This is a genomic window from Acuticoccus yangtzensis (assembly GCF_001927245.1).
GTDB lineage: Bacteria > Pseudomonadota > Alphaproteobacteria > Rhizobiales > Amorphaceae > Acuticoccus > Acuticoccus yangtzensis.
On the sequence record NZ_MJUX01000002.1, the window covers coordinates 341595 to 365375 of the forward strand.

Genomic DNA, 23781 nt, shown 5'->3' on the forward strand with positions numbered 1-23781 from the left:
CGCTGAGGTGAGAATAGCGCGGGCACGGGGCCCGGAATTTGCCCGAAGTCAAACGCGGCAGCGGCAGCCCGCCGCGGCGCCGGTCGCACGAGAGACCCTCGGCCTCTCCGCCTCGCCGCGCGATCCGCCTTCAGAGGAAGAGGATGTCGCTCACCTCCAGCGCGCCGCTGCCGATCACCCGCACCTCGATCGACTGGCCGTTGTCGGTGTCGATGATCGCCCCGGTCACGGTCTGCGTCACCGTCACATCGTCCGCCGTGTAGCCGTCCATCGTGACCGTATCGCGGCCGAGCTCGTAGTCGGTGATCCGGTCGTCGCCGAAGAGGCCCGCGAACGCGAAAACGTCGGCTCCGGACGCCCCCGTCATCACGTCGTCACCCGCGCCGCCGTCCAGCGTGTCGTCACCGTCGCCGCCTTGCAGCGTGTCGCTGTCCGCGCCGCCGAACAACAGGTCGTCGCCGAACCCGCCGTCGATGTCGTCCTCGCCGACGTCGCCATGAAGGGCGTCGCCCCCGAAGCCGCCGCTGATCTCGTCGGCGCCGGTGCCGCCGTGGATCAGGTCGTCGCCCGCGCCGCCCTTCAACACGCCGTCGCCGGCGTCCCCTTGGATGGTGTCGTTGCCGAACCCGCCTTCGACGGTGTCGATCCCGTCGCCTCCGAACAGGGCGTCGTCGCCGGGCCCCCCGGCGATGCTGTCGCGCCCGCCGCCGCCGTCGAGGGTATCCGCCCCGGCGCCGCCGGTGATCCTGTCGCGCCCGCTGCCTCCGGTGATGGCGTCGTCGCCCAGACCGCCCGCGAGGGTGTTGTTTCCGCCGCCGCCCATGATCGTATCGTCGCCGCCGCCGCCATTGGCGCTGTCCGAGCCGGAGCCGAGGATGATGAGATCGTCGCCGAAGGTGGCGGCCGCGCTGTCGTCCACGTCCGTCACCGTGACCGTGATCGTCTGCGTGTCGCTGAGCGCCCCGTCCGACGCTGACACCTTGACCACGTAGGCGTTGTCCTCGTCCGCATCCGCCGGCGCTTCGAAATCGGGGCCGTCGCGGAAGGCGAGCGCGCCCGTCAGCGAGTCGACGTCAAACAGCGCCTGATCCGCGCCGCCGGTGATCGCGTAGGTCACGGCGTCGCCGTCCGCATCCGTCGCGCCGACCGTGGTCACGGCCGTCTGCCCCTCGCTGACAGCAACCACCACGGATGCGCCGCCGCCGTCCGTCACGATCAGCGGTGCATCGTTGACGGGGACGACCTGGAGCGTGATCTCGGCCGTCTGCGTCGACCCGCCGTCACCGTCGGTCACGGTGACGGCGACGGTCCGCTCACCGCCCGTCGGTGCGTCTCCGGCCGTGTTGACGTAGCTGAGGTGGCGCAGGATCAGCGTAATCGCCTCGGGCGTCGCCTGTGCCCCGCCAACCGCGATGACCAGATCCTGGCCGTTGGTGCCGCCATAGGCGGAGCCCACCGCCACACCGCCGACATAGATCGTGCCGTTCGACAAGAACACCTGACCCTGGCCGACGCCGGTGCTGCGGAGGCTGAGCGCGTCCTCGGCCCGGCCGTCCTCGGTGAATGACACGGTGATCCCGCCGCCGTCGAAATCGGCGCTGTCGGCATCGCTCACGGTGGCGTCCTGCGACATGTCGAGCAGCGCCGACACGTCGCCTTCGGTGAAGGTCACCTCGTCGCCGTCGAGCCCGTTGAGGACCGGGTCGTCGTTCACCGGCGTCACGTCCAGCGTGAAGGTCTGGGCGACCGGCGCGGACTCGTCCTCGTTCCCGTCCTCCACGCTGACATCGAACGAGGCCGTGCCTGTTTCCGAACCGTCATGCACGAAGCTGACGAGCCCGCCCGCGAGCTGGGCCGCCGTGAACGACGTCGCCGCGTCGTCGTCGACCCGCACTTCACCATTCGTCTCGTCGCTGACAGTGAACACCACCACCGTGTCGTCGATGTCGGTGAAATAAAGGTCGGCGGTGGTCAGCGTGACGCTTTCGCCTTCGACCACATCCGCCGCGAGGTCGCCGGTCAGCACCGGCGGCGCATTGGTGCGGGTGACCGTGATCGTCACCGTCGCCGTGTCGTCGCCGTTCAGCGTGTAGGTAAAGGTGTCGTCCTCCGGCGCGTAAAGCTCCAGATCCGGGAATGCGTCGGCACCGTCATAGGTGAAGGTCCCGTCCGCATTGACCGTCAGCACCGCGCCCGACGCCAGCGTGACGGCTTGGCCGACATTCGCCGCTTCGCCGTTGACCGCGGTGATCACGAGGTCGCTGTCGCGGTCGCTGTCGGCGGTGTCCGGATTGGTGCCGAACAGGCTGAGCCCGTCGCCGATCGTGGCGCCGTATGCCGCCTCGAAGGCATCGTCCACCGCATCTGCCGGATCGTCGGTGGGAGCCACCGTCACCGTGGAGGCGATGTTCAGCGTGCCGGTGTCCACCCCGCCGGCCGCCGTCCCGCCATTGTCGGTGATCGACGTCAGCCTGACGGTGCGGGTTCCGGCGGTCGGCTCCTGGCTGGTGTTCTGATAGGCGAGCCCTTCGATCAGCGCGTTCGCCTCCAGCCGCGTCGCCTCCAGGCCGGTGACGGTGATCGTCGCCGTGGTCCCCGCCACGTTCACCGTGACGGCGGATGCATCCGGCAGATTGACCGACTCCCCGTTCGTCAGCGGCACGGCCACGCCGCCGATGATGATCTGCTCGCTGCCGCCGTCCTCAAGGCCGGACACCGTCATGGTCAGGCCGCTGATGAGCTGGCCGGCATCGACCGTATCGGCCGAAACGCCCGCGAACAGCGCCACCGCTGTGCCGGCGTCGGCAGTGGCCGGCTCGGTAAAGGTCGGGTCGGTGGCGGTCGCGGTCACCGTCGGCGCATCGTTCACCGGGGTGACGTGGACGGTGATCTCCGCCGGGTCGGACGCCGCGCCCTCGCCGTCCGTGAAGACCATCGAGAGGGCACGTGACGCTTGCGGATCGTTCGACGTTGCGCGGAACTGCAGACTGGCGATCAAGGCGTTCACCGCCGCGATCGTCGCCGAGCCGTTCAGCGTGACGACGAAATCCGTGCCTTCGCCGCCGGTGAAGGTGCCGATCAGCGCCGCCGCATAGTAGACGTTGCTGGCGACCGTCGTCAGGCCCCCGCCGGCGGCGATCGAAACGCGGTCGCCGTCCGCCAGTCCCGAAACACTGAGAGACCCGTCGCCGTCATAGTCGGCGTCCCTCACGGAGACGGTGCTGTCGATCGCCAGCGCCACGTCCTCGTCGACCTCGGCCGTCTCGCGCAGGCCCTCGATGACGGGGACGTCGTTGACCGGAGTCACGGTGATCGAAAAAGTCTGTCCGGTCCGCACCACCCCGTCCTGCGACACCGCGAAGATGAAGTCGTCGGTGGTCGTTTCGGAGCCGTCGTGCACATAGTGAACGCGCCCCGCGGCGATGTCCGCCTCGGTGAAGGACTGGCCGAGTCCGAACTCCTCGTCCTCGGTCAGGTCGGAATTGCCGTCGGCGTCGAGATAAAGCGTGCCGCGGGCGGGCGCCTGGGTGATCGTATAGATCGGATCGGCATCGGCGGTGTCGGGATCGCTCGCGCCGAGCAGCGTGGAGGTGATCGTTTGGGCGCCGGCCTCGTCCACCGTGAGGCCCTGGTTGACGACGACATAAGGCGCACTGTCGCGCAGCGATGCGTTCACCGTGATCACCTCGGGCGTGATCGAGGCGCCCTTGTCGTCGGTGATCTCGATGGTGATTTTGCGCGTCGGCTCGGGTGTGTCGGACCCGAGCCGGATCAACACGTTGCGCAGGAGAAGCTGGACGTCTTCGGCCCTGGACTGCCCGTCCAGCACGAATTTCAGCTCCTGTGTTCCTTCGCCCGTGATGGTGCCGACGGCGACCCCGTCGATCGTCACCACACCGCTCGAGACCGACACGCCCGTGCGGGAGAGACCCAGCGTGTCCCCGGCCGTGCCGCCCGATATGGTCACGGTCCCGCCATACCAGTCCGGGTCGGAGAATTCGGCATTTTCGGCGAGCAACTGGTCGGTCCGCTCCACGGCGACCAGCGTATCGTCGACCTCCGTCAGCACCGGCAGATCGTTCACGGCCCCAATCGGGAGCATGCCCTGCCAGTCCGGGTGCGTGGTCGTGTATTCGCCGTCGCTGGCGCTGACGCCGAAGAAGCGGGTATTGCGTGTCCCGCCCGCGGTCGGATCACCGCTTTCGTTAAAGAAGGTGATGGACTGCAGGAAGGCCTCATAGTCCGCGACCGAGTACTCGCCCGAGAGGGTGAGCGTGGTCCCGTTATAGGTCGGGTCGTAGGTGAAGACGATGTCGCCCTCGGCCGGCTGAACCGACATGCCGCTGGTGTCGTAGCCGAAGGTGTCCCCGGCCGGGGCGTGGCCGATGTTGGTGACGGTGAGCGAAGTCAGCGTCGTACTATCCGGATCGGTCAGCGTGAAATCGGCGAAGAGCGGGACGGGGGCGCCACCCTCCTGATAGCCCGGTACGTGGATATTGCCGGTGGTGTTGGTGATGACCGGGCCAGGGTCGACGACCTGGACCGCAATGACCACCGGCGCGTCGTCGACCGCATCGTTTGTCGAGTTGCCGTCCGTATCCACCACTTCCAGATTGAGGTTGCGGGTCGGAACCTCGTCCGTCGTCGCCGTGAACTCCAAGGCTTCGATGAGGGATTCGACGGTGGAGAGCGCGACGCCGGAATCGAGGTCGAAGGTCACGACCGTGGCGACTTGGCTCACGGTCCCGATCGTGCCGCCGTTGTAGACGATGTCCCCGCCCACCAGCGCGAAGAGGCTGTCAGCCGCGAAGGCGAGACTATCGCCGCCCGACACGCCGTAGACGACCAGTCTGTCGATCGAGGCTGTCCCGTCGAGGGTCAGTGTGACGTCGCTGTCGAGCCGGGTTGCGAAGCCGATGGGGGCGTTGAGCGTTTCGACGACGTCGGACAATTGGGGACCGGGCACGGGATCGACCTCACGAATTCGCGTTCTACGGGAAAAAACCAGCCCTCGGGGACCTGGCCGCGGCGACCGCCGGCGTTCGGGGATGACTCGTGAGATTCGCTAGCAAAATCCGACCAATGCACACGAACGTGAAGGTTAGATCCTATCAAGCTTGGCGAGCCGAACACATTTTTGTTCCAAAATTTCTCGCAATGTGGCGGACTTCAGGCGCCGCCCTTTGGCATTTCGGCAACACTTGCCATGATGTGAGACAGTCCCTCGCAGAGTTTTACGCCTCGACATCGCGCTTTACGTGTAGGGGCGACGTGTTGACTGGCGAGGCACACGCCATCTCTCGCGGACCAGCGAAAGGCAGATCGGCGCGCATGCCCGTTGCTCTGCGCCCGGCGGCGGCTAGGATCACGTTCGACACTTTCCGCCTCGCGCACCACGCCGACAGGCCCTCGAAGGCCCGACCCTCATGGACACGATGACCGAAACGCCGCCGCCCGGCTCGCCCGCCATCCGCACCATCGCCATGCCTGCCGACACCAATCCGGCGGGCGACATCTTCGGCGGCTGGCTGATGAGCCAGATGGACCTTGCGGCCGGCAATATCGCCGCGCTGACCGCGCGCGGGCGCACCGCGACCGTCGCCGTGGAGGCGATGAAGTTCCATCGTTCGGTGAAGGTGGGGGACGAGGTGTCGCTGTTCGCGGACCTGATGACGGTGGGGCGCACGTCGATGAAGATCCGCGTGGAAGCGTGGCGCCGCAGCCGCGACAGTGACGACAGCGAGCGCGTGACGGAGGCGACCTTCACCTTCGTGGCGCTGGATTCGGAAGGGCGCGCGCGCCCGGTCTATAACCAGCCGCGCGGCAAGGCGGAGTGACGCGCCCCGCGAGCGACGAGGTGTTCCGTGAGTGACGAGACGATCTATTCCGGCCTGACGCAGCTCGGCCGGGCGACGGCGCTGCCGCAGAGCCCCGAGGAGGCGGTGCTGGAGCGCGTCGCCAACCCCCAGGCGGGTGTGCGCTACACGGTGCGCTTCACGCAGCCGGAGTTCACCTCGCTGTGCCCGATGACAGGACAGCCGGACTTCGCGCATCTGGTGATCGACTACGTTCCGGCGGCGTGGCTGGTGGAGAGCAAATCGCTGAAGCTCTATCTCGGCGCCTTCCGCAACCACGGCGCCTTCCACGAGGACTGCACGGTGTCGATCGGCCTCAAGCTTGCGGAGCTCTTGCAGCCGGAATGGCTGCGGATCGGCGGCTACTGGTATCCGCGCGGCGGCATGCCGATCGACGTCTTCTACCAGACCGGCCCGGCTCCGGCCGACATCTGGATCCCCGACCAGGGCGTCCCGACCTACCGCGGCCGCGGCTGACGGAGGGACGGCCGACAGCGGAGCAGCGGCGTTCGCGGCTCTGGATCGCTGGATCGCTGGATCGCTGGATCGCGAGTCATCGGTCGGAGGGTGGCGGGGTCAAGGTTCCGCCCGGACCCGCGCACAGGCCGCCCTCTCGGGGGCGGGCGAGCACGGGGAGGACGGGGCCTTGACGCCGTCGCCCTCCGGCCCAGCCTTGATGCAGGTGTTCAGAGGGAGAGTGCTCTTCGCACTCTCACCTGAACGCCTGCCCGCTGGCGAAGCGGAGGGAGCGCGAGGGGGGAACACCCTCGCTGAGGCGCTTCCGCAAGCGGGTCGCTCCGGCCTTCAATGAGGCGGACTACCCCGCCGCCTTCGCCGCCAACCGCGCGCGGATCGAATCCACGTCGGCTCGCGGCGTCGCGGCGAAGAGGGTCTTCGTGTAGCTGTGCTCGGGGCCGGCGAAGATGGCGTCGCGGGAGCGGTGCTCGACGACCTCGCCGTAGTACATCACCATCACCTCGTCGGCGATGTAGCGCACGACCGACAGATCGTGGCTGACGAACACGTAGGTGAGGCCGAACTCGTCCTGCAGATCGCGCAGCAGGTTCAGGATCTGCGCCTGCACGGAGAGGTCCAGGGCGGACACCGGCTCGTCCAGCACCAGGAGTTGGGGGTTGAGGATCAGCGCCCGCGCGATGGCGATACGCTGCCGCTGCCCGCCGGAAAACATGTGCGGATAGCGATTATAGTGCACCGCCGACAGCCCCACCTTCACCAGCATGTCCATCGCGAGCTGGCGGCATTCGGCGGCGGACTTGGTCGTGTTCAGCACCAGCGGCTCGGTGATGATATTGCCCACCTTCTGGCGCGGGTTCAGCGAGCCGTAGGGGTTCTGGAACACCATCTGCACCTTGCGACGCTGCTCGGCGGTGACGCGCCCGGCGGTGATGTCGATCGGCATCCCGTCGATGGCGAGGGTGCCGGAGGTCGGCGGGTCGATCATCGCGATGATGCGCGCCAGGGTGGACTTGCCGCAGCCGCTCTCGCCGACGATGGCGAGAGTCTTGCCGCGCTCCAGGGTCAGGTCGATCCCCTTCAGCGCGTGCACGACGCGCGAGCGCCCGAACAGACCGCCGCCGACGTGATAGTCGCGCGTGACGCCGCGCACCTCGAGTGCCGGGACGCTCACGGCGCCACCTCCTCGCGGTAGTCGGCCACGGTCGGCAGGCGCACCCCGGTCGCGTTTTCGGGCAGCGCCGACAGGAGGGCGCGGGTGTAGGCGTTGCTCGGCCGCTCGAACAGGGTGAGCACGTCCGCCTCCTCCATCTTCTTGCCGTTATACTGCACGATCACGCGGTCCGCGGTCTCCGCCACCACGCCCATGTCGTGGGTGATGAGGATGAGCCCCATCCCCCGCTCGGCCTGCAGGCGCATGAGGAGGCTCAGGATCTGCTTCTGGATCGTCACGTCGAGCGCCGTGGTCGGCTCGTCGGCGATGAGGAGTTTCGGCTCGCAGGCGATGGCGATGGCGATCATCACCCGCTGGCACTGGCCGCCGGACATCTGGTGCGGGAACGACTTCAGCCGTTGGGCGGGCTCGGGGATGCCGACCGCCTCGAACAGCTCGATCGCCCGCTTGCGGCGCGCCCGTCCGCGAAGGGCGAGGTGCGTCGTAAGCACCTCCTCGATCTGAAATCCGACGGTGAAGCAGGGGTTGAGGCTCGCCACCGGCTCCTGGAAGATCATCGCGATCTCCTTGCCGATGATCGCCCGCCGCTCCCTCGCCCCCAGCGCCATCAGGTCGCGGCCCTCGAAGCGCATCGCGTCGGCGGTGACGGTTGCGGTCGGCGGCAACAGGCCCATCACGGCCAGCATGGCGACCGACTTGCCGGACCCCGACTCGCCGACGATGGCGAGCACCTCGCCCGCCTCCACCCGGTAGGACGCCCCGTCCAGCGCCTTGAAGGGGCCGGTGGAGGTGTCGAAGCTGACGGAGAGGTTCTCGATCTCGAGCAGCGCCATCGGCTCAGCTCCGCTTCAGCTTGGGGTCGAGCGCATCACGCAGCCCGTCGCCGACGAGGTTGATGGCGAGCACCGTGACGAGGATGGCGAGGCCCGGAAAGGTCACCACCCACCAGGCGCGCAGGATGAACTCGCGCGCCTCGGCCAGCATGGTCCCCCATTCGGGCGTCGGCGGCTGCGCGCCCATGCCGAGGAAGCCGAGCGCGGCCGCATCCAGAATGGCGTTGGAGAAGGACAGCGTCGCCTGGACGATCAGCGGCGCCAGGCAGTTGGGCAGCACCGTCTTGAACATCAGCCGGAGCCGCCCCGCCCCGACCACGCGCGCCGAGGTCACGTACTCGCGCCGCAGCTCCGAGATCACCGCCGCGCGCGTCAGCCGGGCGAAATGGGGCTGCAACACCAGGGCGATGGCGATCATCGCGTTGACGAGGCCGGGCCCCAGGATCGCCACCAGCACCAACGCCAGGAGCAGCGACGGGAAGGACAGGATGACGTCCATGATGCGCATCAGGAACACGTCGACCCAGCCGCGGAAGAAGCCGGCGACGAGGCCGATCAGCACCCCGCCGGTGACCGCGATGGACACCACCACCACGCCGACGAAAAGCGAGAAGCGGGCGCCGTGGATCAGCCGCGAAAGGATATCGCGGCCGAGCGCGTCGGTGCCGAGGAGGAAGGTGGTGGTTCCGCCGTCGGCCCAGAAGGGCGGCGTCAGGAGAGCGTCGCGGTACTGGTGATTGGGCGGATGGGGCGCGATGGCGGGCGCCAAAAGCGCCATCACCACCAGCGCGATGAAGAGCACGAGCCCCGCCACCGCGCCCTTGTTCTGCGCGAAATAGTGCCAGAACTCGGCCAGCACCTTGCCGCGCACGCTCCACGAGGAGAGCTGAACCTCGGCCTCCGCTCTGAGACGGTCGGTCATGGGGTCCCTTTCGTCACTGGTGGCGGATGCGCGGGTTGATCAACCCGTAGAGCAGGTCGACCACGAGGTTCACCAGCATGACGATGCCGGCGATCAGCACCAGCCCGCCCTGCACCACCGTGTAGTCGCGGCGCGAAATCGAATCGATCATCCACTTCCCGATCCCCGGCCACGAGAAGATCGACTCCGTCAGAATCGCCCCCGCAAAGAGGACGCCCACCTGGAGGCCGATGGTGGTGATCACCGGGATCATCGCGTTCCTCAGCGCATGCAGGCCGATCACCCGGCGCGGCGACATGCCCTTGGCGCGGGCGGTGCGCACATAGTCTTCCGCCAGCACCTCCAGCATCGCCGAGCGCGTCTGCCGGGCGATGACGGCGAGCGGTATGGTGCCGAGAACGATCGTCGGCAAGATGAGGTGCGAGACGGCCGACTTGAACGCCCCCGGTTCGCCCGACAACAGCGCGTCGATGGTCATGAACCCGGTGACGGACGGGAAGAAGTACATCAGCGAGATGCGGCCCGACACCGGCGTCCACCCGAGCACGCCCGAGAACAGGATGATGAGGAGCAGCCCCCACCAGAAGATCGGCATGGAGTAGCCGGTCAGCGCGACGCCCATCGCCGCCTGGTCGAAGACCGAGCCGCGCTTCACCGCCGCCAGGATGCCGGCCGGAATACCGATCGCGATGGCGAAGATCATCGCGAAGATGGAAAGCTCCAGCGTGGCCGGGAAGAGGTTGAGGAAGTCGTCCAGCACCGGACGCTTGGTGGAGAAGGAGACGCCGAAGTCGCCCTGCAGCATGTTGCCGACGTAGACGAGATATTGCTCCCAGATCGGCCTGTCGAAGCCGAACTGCACCATGAGCTGCTGGTAGCGTTCGGGCTGCACGCCGCGTTCACCCGCCAGCATCAGCACCGGGTCGCCCGGCAACGCGCGCGGGAAGAGGAAGGCCACCAGCGTGATGCCGATGAATGTCGGAATGATGAGGCCGAGCCGGCCGGCAATGAACTTCAGCATATGCCGAGGGTCGGGGGGCGGCGCACCGCCCCCCTCACCTGATTATTGGGCGAGGCTCACGCCGTCGAACCAGTGGCCGCCGAGCGGATCCATCACGTAGCCCTCCACCTTCGCGCTCATCGGCATGAAGACGACGGAGTGGGCGATGGTGGCCCAGGGCGCCTGCTCCTTGAAGATCACCTGCGCCTCTTCGTAGAGCTTCGCGCGCTCGGACTGCTCGGACAGTACCTTGGCTTCCTGGATCAGCGTGTTGAACTCCTCGTTGCACCACTGCGCGCGGTTGGCACCGCCGACGCCGTCACAGCCCAGCAGCACCGCGAGGAAGTTGTCCGGGTCGCCGTTGTCGCCGGTCCAGCCGAGCAGCACCGCTCCGTCCCGGTCCACCGCCTTCGAGCGGTCGAGGTACTCGCCCCACTCGTAGGAGACGATCTCGACGTCGACGCCGATCTCGGCGAAGTCGGACTGGATCACCTCGGCCATGCGGCGGGCGTTGGGGTTGTAGGGACGCTGCACCGGCATCGCCCAGATCTTCATGGAAAGGTCGGTGACGCCCGCTTCCTCCAGCATCGCCTTGGCGGCTTCGGGGTCGTGCGGGTCGTCCTCGATGGCGTCGTTATAGGACCACATCGTCGGCGGGATCGGGTTCTTGGCCGCCTCGCCCGCACCCTGGAACACGGTGTCGAGGATCGCCTGCTTGTCGATCGCCATGTTGAGGGCCTTGCGGACCTTCGGGTTGTCGAACGGCGCCTGCTGCGTGTTGTAGGCGAGGTAGCCGACGTTGAGGCCCTGCTGCTCCATCACGTTCAGGCTGTCGTTGGCCTGAAGCGCCTCGATGTCGGCCGGCGCCGGATAGGGGATCACGTGGCACTCGCCCGCTTCCAGCTTCTGGCGGCGCACGGCGGGGTCGATGGTGATGGCGAAGACGAGGTTCTTGATCGGCTGCTCGCCGCCCCAATAATCCGGGAAGGCCTGGTAGCGGATCACCGCGTCCTGCTGATAGCCGACGAACTGGAACGGCCCGGTGCCGATCGGCTGCTGGTTCAGCGCGGTCTGGTTGCCCGCCTCGGTCAGCGTGTCCGCATATTCGGCGGACATGATGGAGGCGAAATCCATCGCCATGTTGGCGATGAACGGCGCTTCCGGCCGGTTCAGCACGAACTTCACGGTATAATCGTCGACCTTGTCGATGCTCTTGATGAGGTCCGGCATCGACATGCCGTTGAAATATTCCCAGGAAATGCCGGGGGTGTACTCATACCAGGGGTCTTCCTGGTCCATCTGCCGGTTGAACGTGAAGAGCACGTCGTCCGCGTTGAACTCGCGCGTGGGCGTGAAATAATCGGTGGTGTGGAAGGCGACGCCCTGGCGCAGGTGGAAGGTGTATTCGGTGCCGTCGTCGGACACCTCCCAGCTCTCGGCGAGGCCCGGCTGCACTTCGGACGTGCCGCGCTTGAACTCGACGAGGCGGTTATAGATCGGCTTGGACGAGGCGTCGAAAGTGGTGCCGGCGGTGTAGGGCGCCGGGTCGAACCCTTCGGGCGAGCCCTCCGAGCAGTAGACGAGCGTCTGGCCGAAGGCCGTTCCGGACAAGAGGCAGGCGAGGGCCGTCGTTGCAAGTAGGGTTTTCGCTTGGCGCATTCTCAAGTCCCTCAATAAATGGCTCTTCCGCCCGTCAATGTGCGGTGCGGTGAAAGCGCAGAGGAACGGGATTCTTCGTGTAATGCAACAGTCAATCGAAAGCGCCCCGGCTGCGGCGAGACCACGCACCCGCGGCGCCGAGGCAGACACCGCACCACAAGCGGCGTCCGCCCCTCTCACACAGATGTGACCGTGTTCTATTCGAACGGCGACCGCATCGGGTCCAACCGTGTCAGCGCGTCCGCCACATGCTCGAACGAGCGGTCGGCCTCACCGCCGGACCGCGCCCCGCCCTCCGGCCGCAGCATCAAAAGCAGCAGCGAATGGGCCGTCACATCGTAGACCTGGCCGATGGCAAGGCGCGGCATGTCCGTCAGCTCCGGCCGGTTGGTGTCGACGAGGCAGACCCATTCCTTCCCGCCCGGCGCGTCCGGCAAGGTGAAGCGGACCACGTCCTCGTGCGCGTTCAGGATCAAGAGCAGCGTCGCATCCGTGCCGGGGCGGCGGATGCCCGTCTCCCGCGCCCTCCCGTCCAGCATCACGCCGAAGCAGCGCGCGCTGGCGTCGGCCCAATGCTCCTCGCCCATCTCGGTCCCGGAGGGCGTCATCCACGCCACGTCCTTCACGCCGAGCTCCGGGTCCTCCTGGCCGGTGAGGAAGCGCCCGCGCCGCAGCATCGGCAGCGCCTTGCGGATGGCGATCAGCCGCTGCGTGAACCGGGCGAGGTCCCAGCCCTCGGCGACCGCGCCTTCCCAGTCGAGCCACGAGGTCTCGTTGTCCTGGCAGTAGGCGTTGTTGTTGCCGCCTTGGGTCCGCGCGATCTCGTCGCCCGCGAGCAGCATCGGCGTCCCGCGTGACAGGATCAGCGTCGCCAGCAGGTTGCGCATCTGGCGGAAGCGCACGTCGTTGATGGCCGGATCGTCCGTCGGCCCCTCGACGCCGAAATTGCGCGACAGGTTGTGGCTGTGCCCGTCGCGATTGTCCTCGCCGTTCGCCTCGTTGTGCTTCTCGTCGTAGGAGACGAGATCGGCCAGCGTGAAGCCGTCGTGCGCGGTGATGAAGTTGACCGAGGCCCACGGCTTGCGGCCGCGCTTGTTGAACTTGTCGGCCGAGCCGGTCAGCCGCGCCGCGAGCTCGGGGATCTGCCCCTCGTCGCCCTTCCAGAAGGCGCGCACGGTGTCGCGGAACCGGTCGTTCCATTCCGCCCAGCCGGGCGCGAAGTTGCCGACCTGATAGCCGCCCGGCCCGCAGTCCCACGGCTCGGCGATCAGCTTCACCCCGGCCAGCAGCGGGTCCTGCCCCACCGCGTCGATGAAGCGACCCTCCTCCTCGAACCCGTGCGGCTCGCGCGCCAGAATGGTCGCAAGGTCGAAGCGGAAGCCGTCCACCCGCATCTCCAGCGCCCAATAGCGCAGCGAATCCATGACGAGCTGCAGCACGCGCCCGTTGGACAGGTTCACCGTGTTCCCGGTGCCGGTATCGTTGATGTAGTAGCGCTTGTTGTCGGGCAGCAGGCGATAATAGCTCGCGTTGTCGATGCCCTTGAAGGACAGCGTCGGCCCCTTCTCGTTGCCTTCCGGCGTGTGGTTGTAGACCACGTCCAGCACCACCTCGAGCCCGGCGCCGTGCAGCCGCGCCACCATCTCCTTGAACTCGGAGAAGGCGAAATCGGGCGAGGAGGCATAGCGCCGCTCGGGCGCGAAGAAGGCGAGCGTGTTGTAGCCCCAGTAGTTCGTCAGCCCCTTCTCGGTCAGGTAGCTGTCGTCCACGAAGGCGTGAACCGGCAGCAGCTCGATCGCCGTCACGCCGAGGCCCTGCGCATGGGCGATCGCCGCGGGCGTCGCGAGGCCCGAATAGGTGCCGCGCAGCGCTTCCGGAACACCGGTGTGGCGCTGCGTGAACCCTTTCACATGCGTCTCGTAAAGGACCGTATGCTCGAACGGGATGCGCGGCTGGCGGTCGCCGCCCCAGGTGAAGGCCGGGTCGATCACCCGCGCCTTCACCATGAAGGGCGCCGAATCGCGCTCGTCGAACGTCGTATCGTCGCCCGATTCCATCACGTAGCCGAACAGCGCCGGGTCCCATGTCAGCGTGCCGACGAGCTGCTTGGCATAGGGGTCCAGCAGCAGCTTGTTGGGGTTGAAGCGGTGGCCGTTCTGAGGCTCGTAGGGGCCGTGCACGCGGTAGCCGTAGACCGTGCCGGGGCGGGCGTCCGGCAGGTAGCCGTGCCACACCTCGTCGGTGAATTCCGGCAGGGTGATGCGCTCCAGCTCCACCTCGCCGCTGGCGTCGAACAGGCACAGCTCCACCTTCGTGGCGTTGGCCGAGAATATGGCGAAGTTGACGCCGAGACCGTCCCACGTGGCGCCGAGCGGCACCGGCCGCCCCTCGCGCAGCAGCGGCCCGCCATCGCGTGATGCGGGCGCCGTCGCGGCACCTGCTCGGGCCGCGCCGTCCGTGCCCGCCGTCCCGCCGCTGTTCTTTCCGATTTGAGCGTCCACCGCGAATGATCCAATGCTGAAGCGGTGGGCGTCATGCCGGTCACCGCAGGAGCGAAAACTCGTAACGGTGGCAGCGCGTTCCGATCCGCGCCCCGCCGCCCGGCGACACGCAATGTGCGCGACATCGGGCGGCCAGACCAGCCCCGCGTCCCGCGCCGATCAGGTCCGGCCGGGGGACGCGGCGTCCGCCCGGCCGGGTCCGATCAGATGTTGAAGGTGCGAACCGTCCCGTCGGCACGGACGATGTTGATCGTCTCGATCGTGTCGACATAAAGGTTCAACCCGGTCAGCGTACCGGCCGTGAAGCCGAGCGACTCGCCGAGCGCCAGCTCGTTCTCGACCGACGCCTGAAGACCCGCCGGAGAATCGTCGCTGAAGCGCAGCTCCAGCGTATCGCTGCCGTTGCCGCCATGGATGAAGTCGCCGGCAAGGCTCGACACCGACGTCACGTCATAGATGATCGTGTCGTTGTCATCGCCGCCGAAGATCTGCACGACGCCGCCGCCGTGACCGGCCGTCAGCGTGTCGTTGCCCGACCCGCCATCGACCAGACCACTACCGCCGAGGGTTATGGTGTCGTTGCCGGTGCCGCCGTCGATCAGCACCGCGTCACCGTCCACTGTGATCGTATCGTCTCCGGTCTCGCCGTAGATGTTCGTCGCGTTGCCGCCGACGGTGATCGTATCGGCGTCATCGCCCGCGCTGATCACCCCGGCGACGTTGCCGCCGACGGTGAGGCTGTCCATGCCCGTGCCGAGGGTCACCGCACCGCTATCGCCGCCGATCGTCACCGTATCGTTGCCGGAACCACCGTCGATCGCGCCGGCGATGCCTGCGACGTTCAAGGTATCGTCACCCGTCCCCAGCAGCACCGAGCCCGCGTTCCCCTCGAAGGTCACGGAGTCGTTGCCGTCCTCGATGTTGACGTCGGCGACCGTTGCGCCGGCCCGCACGACGACGGTGTCGTCGGAGTTGACACCGCCCCAGATGAGGCCGACCGTGGCGCCGTCGTCGATCTCCATGAACGAGGTTCCGGCGCCGTTATAATCGAGCACCGCCAGATTGGCGCCGCCCGTGACGAACGTCGAATTCTCGGCGTCCATGATGGTCACGTTGGCGGCATCGGCGTCGACGATGTTGTTATAGGGCGACGTGGTGGCGTCGAAGCTGTAGGTGGTCCACGACCCGTTCCCGTAGTCCAACGTGATGCGCTGCGCGTCGCCCAGCGAGATGCCGAGCGTCGTCAGCGTGGACGGTCGGGCAGAGTTCGTGTCCGCCACGTTGAGCTCGTCGACGAGGTTTTGCAGCGTCGCCGCGTCCAGCGTCGTCGTGTCGATGATGAGCGCGTCGGACGCGGCCTGACCCGTGCCGCTGGCCGCGGCGCCGGACCCTGCGTTGCTGGTCGAGGTGCTGACGGCCTGCTGAACCACCGGCGCCTCGGTCGTGAGCTTCGGTGTGTCGGCAGAGCGGTAGTCCGCCGAAATGCCGAACAGGGTCAGCATGTTCTGCTGCGCGTTATAGAGCGTGCTCGCCATGTCGTCGATCATGGCGATGCGTTGATCGAGCGCGTTGATGGTCGCCTCGCTGACCTGCGGAGCGACGACCGTCGTCGCCGTCGAGCTGTCCGCCGTCGCCGCCGAGGAGGCTGGCTCCGACGATGCGCCGGGAGATGTGATCGAGGCCGTGGCGGTCGACGTCGACGGCTCGAGCACCGTGGTTATCCCCGAAAGGTCCGACGAGAGCCCCGACAGCTCGGTCGTAACGTTCTGGAGCAAGCTGCCCCCGGTGACGGCGGTTGCGACGCTGGTCGTGGCGTTCGCCGCCGCGACGGAGCCCCGCCGGATGGCGTTCGTGCTCCGCTCGTTCACCGCGGACGTCGCAGTCCCCGCCGCCAAAGCCTTCAGCGCCGTCACATTGCGCGATGCGGTGGCCTTATAGGCGACCATCGACGCTCGGACGTTCATCAAATTCACGGACACAGGCATACTCCACACGGTTCATCGCTCGGACTTCGTGGTGCAACAAGCCGGAACCTCGTCCTTGGGTTGCTGCCGGAACGCGGCAAGCTGCTATCCGGCGTGGGCCGGGTCATGCATGCGCCGCTGCACCAGAACGCCTTATGCCCGAGCGCCGCACCGCGGTCGGGTACGCAAAGGGATGGCCCGGCCGCTCCTGCGAGCGTTCCCCCTCCTTTCGGATCGGGGACACGAGCCGGAAGTGCGCCCGCCGCGCCGCCCGGCCGGGTGCACCGTCATTGCGGGACGACCATCGCCGCAACGCCGCAACGTGGCGGACCGGCGGCGTGGAGGCGCGGCCGGATCCGCTGATCCGCAGCGTGGCGGCGCGGCCACGCTCGTCCGCCGCATGCGCAACGCGGATTGACCTCCCGCCGCCCAACCCCACCTTGCCGCCAAGGCCGAAATACAGAGGGCCGGGCCGAACGGGACGGACAAGGAGAGGAGCGGGCGTGGAAGAATTTCTTCAGGTGCTGGGGACGATCGGGCTCGTCTTCCTGGTGGTGGTCGGCGCGCTGGCCGGGCTGATCGCCTCGGGCGCCGAGGGCGGGCGCAACAAGGTCCGCAACGTGGCCATCGGCATCGTCGGCGCGGTGGTGCTGCCCTTCATCGTCGCGCTGCTGGCGACCGGCGTGCTCGCCGCCGGCGGCCTTCTCTTGATGATCGTGATCGCCCTCATCGGCGCCGCGGTCGTCCTTGCCGTCGCACGCATGCTGTTCCGCTGAGCCGCGGCGGCGCCCCTCAAGGCGCCCGCCACCCCGTTAAACGAGCCCACACCGCCGCCGGGCCGCTCATACGAGCCGCACCCGGCGGCGGGTGGCTCATGCCAGCCGCACCCGGCGGCGGGTGCCGAGCGTCCGCGCCATGACGAGAAGCGCCAGGCCCGCGAACGGCGCCACCGGATTCGGCCAAACCGCAAGACCGATCGCCGACAGGTAAAGCACGAGGTCGACCGCCCGCGCGCCCGTCAGCCGCGCCCCCGAAAGCACACCCGGTATCGCCGCCACCAGCACCAGGCCGGACGCCACCGCATCGGCCACCGCAACAGGCCCGCCGCGCATCGTCATGCCGGGATAGAGGAGCAGCATGAACGGCACCACGTAGGTGACCGCGCCGAGCCGCACCGCCTCCATCGCCGTCGCCAGCCAGCCCGTGTTGGCGATCCCCGCCCCGACGAACACCGCCACGCACACAGGCGGCGTGATCACCGAGATCGTCGCGAAATAGAACACGAAGAGATGCGCCGCCAGCGGGTCGATGCCGATGCGGATCATCGCCGGGGCCAGCACCGCCGCCACCAGCACATAGGCCGCCGTGGTCGGCAGCCCCATGCCCATGACGAGGCACACCAGCGCCACGATCAGCGCCACCAGCACCGCCGAGTCCCCCGCCAGCGACACGATCATCGACGACAAGGTGACGCCGATCCCGGTGAGGTTGATCATCGCCACCAGGATCTGCGCCCCGGCGAGCAGCACGCCGATGATGACGAGGCCCTTGCCCGCGTCGGTGAAGCCGGCCAGCACGCGCCGCGCCATCTCGCGCGGCGGCAGGCGCATCGCCTGCGTCGCCACGAAGGCGATCAGCAGCCCGGCGATGCCGTAGAACGCCGCCGTGGTGATCGACCGGCCGATCAGGATGCCGCCGATCAGCCCGCCCAGCGCCGCCACGATCGGCAGCACCCTGCGCGGCGCGCCGATCGTCCCCCACGCCGGCAGCTCGTCGGCCGGAACCAGCGCCAGGTCCCGCTTCACGGCGACGATGTGGACCGTGACGAACACCGAGAGATAGAAGAGCAGCGCCGGGATCAGCGCCGCCAGCATCACCGTCACGTAGGAGACGCCGAGGATTTCGGCCATCACGAAGGCGGCGGCGCCCATGATCGGCGGGGCGATCTGCCCGCCGGTCGACGCGACCGCCTCCACCGCCGCCGCGAAGGGCCGCGGATAGCCGAGACGGATCATCATCGGGATGGTGAAGTTGCCCGTGGTGGCGACGTTGGCGACCGCCGAGCCGGAAATCATCCCGAAGAGGCCCGACGCGATGGTAGCGATCTTCGCCGCGCCGCCCGGCTGGCGTCCGCCCAGGCGCATGGCGAGGTCCATGAAGGTCTGCCCGCCGCCGGTGTGAAGCAGCAGCGCGCCGAAGAGGACGAAGGTGGCGACCACCGTCGCCGCCACCCCCGTCAGCATGCCCCACACGCCGAGGTCGCCCAGAAACAGCGTCTCGGTGACGAAGGCGGTGTCGAAACCGCGGTGGCCGAGCGGGGCCGGCAGCAGGTGGCCGAAGAGCGCGTAGCCGAGCCCCGCCGCCACCATCGCCGGGAAGACGATGCCCACCGTGCGCCGCCCGAACTCCAGCACCGCCACAACGAGGCCGAGCGTCAACGCCTTGTCGAGCGTGGTCGCCCACGGGAGCGCGGCCATGATCGTCTCGTAATTGACGACGATGTAGCCCGCCGCGGCCATCGTGAGGCCGACGAGGCAAAGGTCGATCGCGACGCCGAGAGGGCGCCACGGCTTGCCCTCCCCCAGCGGATAAAGCGCCGCCCCCAGGGCGATCACCAGCGCCAGAAATACGGCACGCTGGATCATCCCCTCATAGGGGCCGGCCGCGGCGGTGTAGAAGACGAAGGCCCCGACCAGGAGGGCAAGGCCCGTCTGCACGCGCTCCAGAGTCATCCCGTCTACTCGGCTTTGAGCTTCGCCGGGATCGCGATCCCAGCCTCCTCATAGTAGCGCGCCGCCCCCGGATGCAGCGGGATGGTGCCATATTGCATCGTCAACGCGCCGAGATCGGCGTCCTTCAGGGTGGAGAGGGCGGCCGCCTGCGCGTCCACGTTCTCCATCACCGTCTTGACGATCTGGTAGGCCACCTCGTCGTCCATCGTCGACGGCGCGCCGACACCGACGCCGAAGCTCCACGTGGTGTAGGCGGGCACCCCGTCCGACGCGCCGGCGGGAACGTCGACCACGGAAATGTCCGGCATGTCGGCGCGGATCTTGTCGGCCTGCTCGGGCGTCAGCCCCAGAATCGCGATGTCGGTGAAGGTGGCGATGTCCATGGTCGACGCGTCGACCTTGTTGCCGGTGCCGGACTTCACGTAGCCCGCGAGGCGGTTGTCCTTGATCGCGTCGGCCATGTCGGTGGTGGAGCCGCGCACATAGTCGGCGGTGAGGCCGAGCGTGTCGAACACGGCTTCCGTCGTGGTCTCGGTGGCCGAACCGCGGATGCCGGGGTTGAAGCGCATCCCCTTCAGCCCCTCCAGCGAGGTGACGCCGCTGTCGGTGCGCACCACCACGTTCTGCGGCGCGCCGGTGTAGATCCACAAGAGCCGCAGGTCCTGCGCCCGGCCCTCGAACTCGTGCGTTCCGGCGAAGGCGTGCTGGGCGACGTTGGAGGTGATGATGCCGAGGTCCATCTGGCCGCGCTCCATGCGGCGGATGTTGTCGACCGCGGCGCCCGTTTCCACCACGTTGGCGCGGATCCCGTCCGTCTTCTCGTTCAGAAGCTGGCCGACGGCGACGATGTAGCCATAATGGCTCGACGAGGCCGAGGTGGAGCCGAACAACAGGTTCGCCTCCTGCGCGGCGGCCGGTTCGGCGGCCCCCATGGCCACCACAGCGGCACCGGCGATGATCGTCAGGACGTTCTTTTTCATAGGTCCCTCCCCTTCATTTTTGTTGTCGTTTCAGCCGCGGAGGACGTTGCCTCGCGAAGGCCGGGGTGGTCGCCGCAGCATTCCGCGGCAACCCTTGCGTAGGCGGCTCTTATTGCGCCGCCTTCATGGGCCGCGCCCACAGCTCCGCGCCGGGGTCGGCGACGCGCGCCGCACCGCTGGCGACCAGTCGCGCGGCCTCCGCCTCACCATAGCCGAGGCGGCTCAGGATCGCGCGGGTATGTTCGCCCAGAAGCGGCGGCGGCAGGCCGGGCTCGGCCTCGCCCGCCGCAGCGGGAAGCGGCAGATCGGGCGCCGCGAAGTCGTAACCCGCGAAGGCGAAATCGGTAAATTTGGGCGGCGTCGTGGCCTGCGGCGCGCTCAGCACGCGGTCGGCGGACAGCACCTCGGTGTAGCCCGCCCCGGCGGCCGACAGGCGGGCGGCCAGCGCATCGTAGCTGAGGGCCGCGACGGCGGCGCGCACGGTGGCCTCCACCTCCTCGCGGCGGCGGCGGCGCTGGCGCAGCGTCGCCAGCTCGGGATCCTCCGTCAGCCCCGCCGCGCGCACGAAGCGCGCCCAATGGTCGTCGGTCAGCATCACGAGGTAGATCCACCGCCCGTCCGCCGTCTCGTAGGCGCCGTAGCCGGGGATCGAGAATTCCGGCGACGGCTCCGTCTCCGGCCGGCCCAGAAGCTGCGATTTCAGCTGCACGCCGACGAGATCGCGCGCCGCCACGTGGAGCCCCGTCTCGTAGAGGCCGAGTTCCAGGTTGCGGCGGCCGGGTTCGTCGTTCCCCGCCAGGAGCGCACCCAGGATGGCGATCACCGCGTAAGACCCGGCGAACTGGTCGTGATAGGACGGGCCGAGCCGCGACGGGCGCCCGTCGATCCGGTTGGAGTACATCACCCCCGTCGCCGCCTCGGCGATCGGGTTGGAGGCGGGCTCGTCGGCGAGCGGCCCTTCGCCATAGCCTTTGATGTGGCAGTAGACGACTGCCGGGTTGGCCGCCGCCGCCCGCTCGTAGGTGAGGCCGAGCCGCCGCGCCGCACCGGGCGACATGTTGTGCAGCACGATGTCGGCGCCGGCGAGAAGCCGGTCCAAAATCGCCTGTCCCTCGTCGTTGCGCAGGTCCAGGCACAGGCTTTCCTTGCCGCGGCTATAGGCGATGTATGTGCCGCTGGGGCCGCCGCGCACCAGCCCCCGCGTGGTGTCGCCGCCGGGCGCTTCGATCTTGATGACGGTGGCGCCGAGCTGGCTGAGGATGTGCGCGGCGAACGGCGCGGCGATCATGCTGCCGAGTTCGACCACGGTGCGGCCGGCGAGGATTCCAGGCGCCATGGAGCGTCTCCTATTCGTTTCGCATAAAATGCATTATCCAAAATCCGACGCAAGCGTTTCTGTTGGAGCAGCACCCGTCATCGCACTCAGAAACCGCACTCCCCGCCATCTGCGCCCATGTTGATCGCCTAAATCGGGTGGACCGCTCCGACCGGCGGCTCCGCCAACCACCGTGCCACCTCCACTCACAGATGCATGATGCATTATTTGGTTGACGGGAGCCGCGAACCGCCGATAGCCTGGCGGAAAATAAAACTGGGAGGATTTGACCATGGGACTGCGAAGCGGAACACCACTGCGGCTGTCAGCCGCCATGATCGCCCTGATCACCGGCACGAACCTCGCCGCCGCTCAGGACCCCGGCATCGACACGGCCAACAAGACCGTCACCGTCGGCGCCTTCACCCCCATCACCGGGCCGGTCCCGTTCTACGCCATCCTCACCCACGCGGCGGACGCCTTCTACCGCAACCTCAACGAAAACGGCGGCATCGACGGCTGGACCGTCAACTACGTCACCAAGGACGACGGCTACGAGCCCGCCCGCAGCGTCGCCGTCACCCGCCAGATGGTGGACGATGACGGCATCTTCGCCCTCTCCGCCGCCGTCGGCACCGCCACCAACGTCGCCGTCATCCCCTACGCCAAGGAGGCCGGGCTGCCGATGATCAGCCCCATCGGCGGCGCCAGCCAGTTCTTCGCCGAGCCGAACATCTTCCCGCTCCTGCCCGACTATGGCTGGTCCGCCGCCTCCAACGTGGACTACGCCGTCAACGACCTCGGCCTGCAGAAAGTCGCCCTCCTGTGGGAGAACGACGAGCTCGGCCGCTCCGCCAAACGCGGCTTCGACGCGGTGATGGCCGACCTCAAGCTCGAGCCGGCCGCCTCCGTCTCCTTCGACGTGAAGACCACCAACTTCGCCCCGCAGATCCGCCGCATCGCCAACTCCGGCGCCGAGGCGGTGATCCTGTTCGGCTCCAACGCCAACCTCGCCGCGGCGCTGAAGGCGGCCGACCTGCAGGGCGTCGAAACCACCTGGTTCGCGCCCTTCTTCGCGGCCGATCCGTCCACCTACCGCCTCGCGGGCGATCTGCTGGACGGCGTCTACTTCTCCTCCTGGCTGATGCCCGTCGCCGCCGACGACCCCAACGTCGCCGCCTACCGCGAGTCCATCGCCGAACATTATCCGGACGATCCGGTCGGCGTGTTCGGCCTCAACGGGTGGAGCAACGCCGCCCTCTTCGCCGCGGGCTTCAAGGCGCTGCTCGACAGCGGCAACGAGCTGACGCGCGAGAACCTCGTCGCCGCCATGGACACCCTCTCCGACGCCGCCGTCGGCGGGGCGCGCGGCGTCTCCTTCAAACCGGGCGACCACCGCGGCACCCGGCAGGAAGGCATCATCCAGGCGAAAGACGCCGACTTCGTGCTCGTGAAGGACTTCCGCCCCTACCCGGCCGTGGTCTTCGACGCCCCCGCCGACTGAGCGCGCACCGCCGCAAAGCGCCCACCTTTGCGAACCCGTCCATCGGCGCCCCTTCTGCGGGGCGCCACCACACTTGCGGAGTCCCCCATGACGCTCCACCCCTTGAGCGCGCCCCCGCGCCTCGAAGGACAGGTCGCGCTCGTTACCGGCGCGGCCGGCGGCATCGGCCGCGCCACGGCACTGACCCTGGCCGAAGCCGGCGCCACCGTGATCGCCACCGACATCGTCGACACCGCCGACTATGGTGCCGCCGGATCGGGCGCCCCCAACGCCGGCGGCACCATCCACTACCGCCGCTACGACGTCACCTCCGCCGCCGAGACCGAGGCGCTGATCGCCGACGTCAGCGAGACGCACGGCGGCATCGACATCCTCATCCTGTGCGCCGGCACCATCTCCCACCGCCCGCTCACCGAGGCGAGCGACGACGAGTGGCAGGCCATGCTCGCCGTCAACCTCTTCGGCGTCGTCAACCCGGTGCGCGCCGTGTTCCCGAAGATGCAGGCGCGCGGCTACGGCAAGATCGTCGCCCTCGGCTCCATCGCCGCCAAGATCGGCGGCGTCGCGTCCGGCCCCGCCTACGTCGCCGCCAAGTCCGCCGTCCACGGCCTCATGAAGTGGGTCGCCAAGGCGGGCGCGTCCTCCGGCGTCTATGCCAGCGTCGTCGCCCCCGGCCCGGTGGAAACGCCGATGTGGCAGACCGTCACCCAGCGCGCCGCCCCCTCCGCCAACGGCAACGTGCCCCTCGGCCGCTACGGCCAGCCCGAAGACATCGCCCAGGCGATCCTCTTCCTCTCCTCCCCGCAATCCAACTGGATCACCGGCACCGTTCTCGACGTGAACGGCGGCATGTTGATGGACTGAGGTG

At 68.2% G+C, this 23781-nt stretch carries 17 protein-coding genes; 6 read left to right on the plus strand and 11 right to left on the minus strand.

The features are described 5' to 3' along the window. Nucleotides 1-130 precede the first annotated feature (130 nt). Nucleotides 131-4966, minus strand: a complete 4836-nt coding sequence (locus BIX52_RS07745; RefSeq protein WP_139312732.1) for a cadherin-like domain-containing protein — start codon at nucleotides 4964-4966, stop codon at nucleotides 131-133. Nucleotides 4967-5435: 469 nt separating this feature from the next. Between BIX52_RS07745 and BIX52_RS07750 the strand changes: the two genes are divergently transcribed. Together BIX52_RS07750 and queF are read left to right on the plus strand one after the other, a co-directional pair. Beyond that, entirely contained in the window at nucleotides 5436-5837 is a 402-nt protein-coding gene (locus BIX52_RS07750) for an acyl-CoA thioesterase (RefSeq protein WP_083550703.1), read from the plus strand. A gap of 27 nt (nucleotides 5838-5864) precedes the next feature. Then, nucleotides 5865-6332 carry a preQ(1) synthase gene (queF, locus tag BIX52_RS07755; RefSeq protein WP_075220464.1) on the plus strand — a complete coding sequence of 156 codons (468 nt, stop codon included), beginning with the start codon at nucleotides 5865-5867 and terminating at the stop codon, nucleotides 6330-6332. Between the two features lie 340 nt (nucleotides 6333-6672). Here the strand turns inward: queF and BIX52_RS07760 are convergent, their stop codons facing one another. The 7 genes from BIX52_RS07760 to BIX52_RS07790 all read right to left on the minus strand — a co-directional run bounded on the left by BIX52_RS07760 (nucleotide 6673) and on the right by BIX52_RS07790 (nucleotide 15965). Further along, nucleotides 6673-7503, minus strand: coding sequence for an ABC transporter ATP-binding protein (locus BIX52_RS07760; protein ID WP_075220465.1), 831 nt, complete (start codon nucleotides 7501-7503; stop codon nucleotides 6673-6675). Beyond that, nucleotides 7500-8336: an ABC transporter ATP-binding protein gene (locus BIX52_RS07765; protein WP_075220466.1), complete on the minus strand. Its 837-nt coding sequence runs from the start codon at nucleotides 8334-8336 to the stop codon at nucleotides 7500-7502. Before BIX52_RS07765 ends, BIX52_RS07760 begins: the two co-directional genes overlap by 4 nt. A gap of 4 nt (nucleotides 8337-8340) precedes the next feature. Then, nucleotides 8341-9258, minus strand: a complete 918-nt coding sequence (locus tag BIX52_RS07770) for an ABC transporter permease subunit (protein WP_075220467.1) — start codon at nucleotides 9256-9258, stop codon at nucleotides 8341-8343. A 13-nt stretch (nucleotides 9259-9271) separates the two neighbouring features. Continuing rightward, entirely contained in the window at nucleotides 9272-10279 is a 1008-nt protein-coding gene (locus BIX52_RS07775; RefSeq protein WP_075220468.1) for an ABC transporter permease subunit, read from the minus strand. Nucleotides 10280-10321: 42 nt separating this feature from the next. After that, nucleotides 10322-11917: an ABC transporter substrate-binding protein gene (locus tag BIX52_RS07780; protein WP_075220469.1), complete on the minus strand. Its 1596-nt coding sequence runs from the start codon at nucleotides 11915-11917 to the stop codon at nucleotides 10322-10324. 197 nt (nucleotides 11918-12114) lie between these two features. After that, entirely contained in the window at nucleotides 12115-14316 is a 2202-nt protein-coding gene (glgX, locus tag BIX52_RS07785; protein WP_075220766.1) for a glycogen debranching protein GlgX, read from the minus strand. A 305-nt stretch (nucleotides 14317-14621) separates the two neighbouring features. Next, complete coding sequence (locus BIX52_RS07790) at nucleotides 14622-15965, minus strand: calcium-binding protein (protein WP_139312733.1); 1344 nt, start codon at nucleotides 15963-15965, stop codon at nucleotides 14622-14624. 25 nt (nucleotides 15966-15990) lie between these two features. Between BIX52_RS07790 and BIX52_RS07795 the strand changes: the two genes are divergently transcribed. Together BIX52_RS07795 and BIX52_RS07800 are read left to right on the plus strand one after the other, a co-directional pair. Further along, the gene (locus BIX52_RS07795; RefSeq protein WP_139312734.1) at nucleotides 15991-16356 is read left to right on the plus strand and encodes a hypothetical protein; all 366 of its coding nucleotides are present in this window, start codon (nucleotides 15991-15993) and stop codon (nucleotides 16354-16356) included. Nucleotides 16357-16885: 529 nt separating this feature from the next. Beyond that, entirely contained in the window at nucleotides 16886-17158 is a 273-nt protein-coding gene (locus BIX52_RS07800; protein WP_075220472.1) for a hypothetical protein, read from the plus strand. 96 nt (nucleotides 17159-17254) lie between these two features. On the opposite strand, the gene BIX52_RS07805 is transcribed toward BIX52_RS07800, so the two are convergent. The 3 genes from BIX52_RS07805 to BIX52_RS07815 all read right to left on the minus strand — a co-directional run bounded on the left by BIX52_RS07805 (nucleotide 17255) and on the right by BIX52_RS07815 (nucleotide 21430). Next, nucleotides 17255-19114: a TRAP transporter permease gene (locus BIX52_RS07805; RefSeq protein WP_075220473.1), complete on the minus strand. Its 1860-nt coding sequence runs from the start codon at nucleotides 19112-19114 to the stop codon at nucleotides 17255-17257. 5 nt (nucleotides 19115-19119) lie between these two features. Continuing rightward, nucleotides 19120-20094 carry a TAXI family TRAP transporter solute-binding subunit gene (locus BIX52_RS07810; RefSeq protein WP_075220474.1) on the minus strand — a complete coding sequence of 325 codons (975 nt, stop codon included), beginning with the start codon at nucleotides 20092-20094 and terminating at the stop codon, nucleotides 19120-19122. A gap of 109 nt (nucleotides 20095-20203) precedes the next feature. Then, on the minus strand, nucleotides 20204-21430 hold the full coding sequence (locus BIX52_RS07815) for a CaiB/BaiF CoA transferase family protein (protein WP_075220475.1): 1227 nt from the start codon (nucleotides 21428-21430) through the stop codon (nucleotides 20204-20206). A 271-nt stretch (nucleotides 21431-21701) separates the two neighbouring features. On the opposite strand from BIX52_RS07815, the gene BIX52_RS07820 reads away from it, so the two are divergent. After that, nucleotides 21702-22913, plus strand: a complete 1212-nt coding sequence (locus BIX52_RS07820; RefSeq protein WP_075220476.1) for an ABC transporter substrate-binding protein — start codon at nucleotides 21702-21704, stop codon at nucleotides 22911-22913. Between the two features lie 87 nt (nucleotides 22914-23000). Beyond that, nucleotides 23001-23777 (plus strand): SDR family NAD(P)-dependent oxidoreductase, encoded by a 777-nt coding sequence (locus BIX52_RS07825; protein ID WP_075220477.1) that lies wholly within the window; start codon nucleotides 23001-23003, stop codon nucleotides 23775-23777. Nucleotides 23778-23781: the final 4 nt, after the last annotated feature.